The following is a 2,780-nucleotide window of genomic DNA, read 5'->3' on the forward strand; positions in this document are numbered from 1 at the left end:
TATCTCTAAAGTCGATAACTTTTTCTTTAAGATTAAATCATAAACAAACCCGTCAATCAAAATCAGTTGATTTGGTTCAAAATCAATAACAATATGCTCAGAATTGTTTCTAACAAAAAAATTATTGATTTTAAAATCAACTTTTTCTAGGGCTCTAGTAGTAATTAAGTAAGACATAACTGATTTCTATAAATATTCAATTTTAGAATCATATTTTAGCATTGCACTCGCTGCTCTCCAACTTTTCAAAAAAGAAAACAACAAAAATGGAATAAAAAATAAGGTTGTAACAATTAAATAACAAACTCTTATTTTGTTATTTTGCTTATATTTATAAGGAATATAAGAAAAAAAAGCAGTACGAATTCCTTCATATAATGCTTTTTTAGGACTAAAATATTTTCTATAAAAATACAACATACTTGGAACAGGTCTTGGAGCAAAAAACTTTTTAGGCCTTATGGAATCCCAACTCCCACCTGCAATTCTCAATCCACCTTCGGGTGCTTTTATGTCAAGACAATACGCCAAAGGATTGGAAATTAATTTAAAGCCGTTTATATAAAGTCGTAGTCCAAACTCTCCATCTTCACCTCGTTGTCGTTCAAATTGACGATCGAACAAGCCTACTTGAGCGAAAAGTTCTTTTTTGAGTAAAGCGTTTCCTGTGGCAAATTGTTCGCTGTACTTAAAATAGTTTCGTGCTCTTGGAATGGTACTTCCTTCTGGGAAAAACACGCCACAAGAGGCATCTGCTTTGAAAAAATCAACTGCTTTTAAATGATTGTGAATTAAATCAGTTGGAACTCTAATGTCATCTTCAGACATAAGTATATAATTGCCCTTTGCCGATTGAATCGCTTCGTTTCTGGCTTTACACAATGCTTTTTCTTCTTGAAACCAAAACTTGATATCCAGATTCCAGCCTTCATAAAATTGAGGGTTGAAGTCTTCAGATTGATCGACAATGATGACTTCAAAATTTTTATAGGTTTGCAATTCTAAATCCTTCAAGACGGCTGTTAAATACGGGTACCGGTTTAGCGTTGGAATTATTACGGAAACCAACGGATTTGAAGCAACCAATTGACTCTCAAATTTTTCGTAACCTACAGGTTGAATCACTTGTTTGGAATAATCTACCCGTTTTACTGTACTGGTTTTTAAATAGGCGTAAATTTCTTTAAACGGATTATTAAACGTCATGATTCGAAGCAGCAATACATAAAAAACCCAAGCTTGGTGGATGTTTTTTCGTAAAAATCGGTATTCGTCTTGAGGTGGAAATGTGTTTTTTTGCCAAACATCAATTCCGTTTTGTTCTTTATTGGAAATAAATCCCGATTGGAACGCTGTCCAACTTAAATCGTGTAGTTGGGCTTTGGGACTTTTATAATTCAGGTCTTTTTCTAAAAAAATACCTGCTTGGTTCAACTGTTCTTCTGTTGGAAAATAACCATCATCTTTTTTTGGTTTTAAGTTGTAATACCAAATGGGTCTGATGTATTTTAGATGGTTAAATATCATGATGTATTGCTTCTAAAAGTTGGGTGACATCATTTGCGTAAATTACATTTTTATGATCAATAAGATACTCGAAACGTTTTTTGCCCAATTCGTCTATAATAATTGCTTTATACTTATTGTCGGCAGCATCCTCAATAACCGAACTCCAAGGTGAAACTACGATTAAGTTTTTAATTGTATTGGATTCCAACCAGTTTTTTGATTCGTCAAAAATAATTTTTGCTTCAACATTTTTTACTTGATTTTTAAAAAAATCGATTTTGTTTTTTTCTCGAGGATGCAATCTTATAAAAACAGTTACATTTTCAGTCTTACGTATTTGAGTTAAATAATCTAAAAAAACAGGATGAATGCCACTGAACTCTACTGTCGAAGCATATAAAATGTATTTGCCCTCTTTAAAAACGGTATTTGATTTTGGATAAGCCAATAATTCGTATTGGATATCGCTAAAATTTTGGTTCAAATGCTGTTTTAAGTACGCTATTGTTTCTTGGTTTTTTACAAAAAAAACATCCGCAATTTTTAAGGTTGAAGGCGTACTGTATGTTGGAAAATTTATCATACTTCCGTGCTGTACTTCAATGAGTTTGAAATTTTTTCTATGTTTTGAAAAAACCAACGACAAGCCATTTAAATTGTAAAAAAGAGGTGAATAGATATCCGGCTTGTTTGCAAAACCAAGGATGAAGTCATTGATTAATTTATAACTGAAATATACATTGAACTCCTTTCTTCCTGTAAATTTTAGCAAACCGCTAAGTCCCTTTACCATTCCACCAATATTGTACACTTTAAATCCGCTCACTTGATCCATAATTGTATCCTTACTCCTATTTATATAAATTACATTTTCTATCGAACTGGTGTCTAGAATACGGTCATGAAACTGGTCGCCAACTTGTTTATACAAACCTATGCCAGTGTAGATAAAACTGAATTTTGTAAAGCGGTTGAAAATCAGTCGAAAAATAAGGCTAACAACATCTTTAACGGACACGAAAACTTTATAGAAATTTGAGTATTGCATTTCATTGTCGGCAATAACTGAATACGACGGGCTAAATTTCTTAGCCTGATCCAAAATTTTACTGACATATTCTTTTTCAAACGTCATGTTTTAGTTTGCTTAATTTTTGATTAGAAAAGTAGATAATTTTTGCTTTCCAATAGCTTATTAAAATTTTGAATGCTTTACTTTTATAGTAATTTCTAAATAAATTAATAGGGGTAAATAAATAACCGTTTCTCTG

Annotated in this window: 2 protein-coding genes; both read right to left on the reverse strand. The window is 31.8% G+C overall.

The genetic code is table 11. The annotated features are described in order from the left end of the window. Positions 1-186: 186 nt before the first annotated feature. On the reverse strand, positions 187-1,527 hold the full coding sequence (locus tag ACIQ2X_RS15485) for a glycosyltransferase family 2 protein (RefSeq protein WP_396179871.1): 1,341 nt from the start codon (positions 1,525-1,527) through the stop codon (positions 187-189). Beyond that, entirely contained in the window at positions 1,517-2,644 is a 1,128-nt protein-coding gene (locus ACIQ2X_RS15490; protein WP_396179872.1) for a hypothetical protein, read from the reverse strand. Before ACIQ2X_RS15490 ends, ACIQ2X_RS15485 begins: the two co-directional genes overlap by 11 nt. Between the last annotated feature and the right edge of the window lie 136 nt (positions 2,645-2,780).

This window comes from Flavobacterium sp., assembly GCF_044368625.1.
Taxonomy (GTDB): Bacteria; Bacteroidota; Bacteroidia; order Flavobacteriales; family Flavobacteriaceae; genus Flavobacterium.

Coding starts and splice junctions, on each gene's coding strand:
- ACIQ2X_RS15485 (WP_396179871.1), bottom strand. CDS start 1,527: ATGATATTTAACCATCTAAAATACATCAGACCCATTTGGTATTACAAC.
- ACIQ2X_RS15490 (WP_396179872.1), bottom strand. CDS start 2,644: ATGACGTTTGAAAAAGAATATGTCAGTAAAATTTTGGATCAGGCTAAG.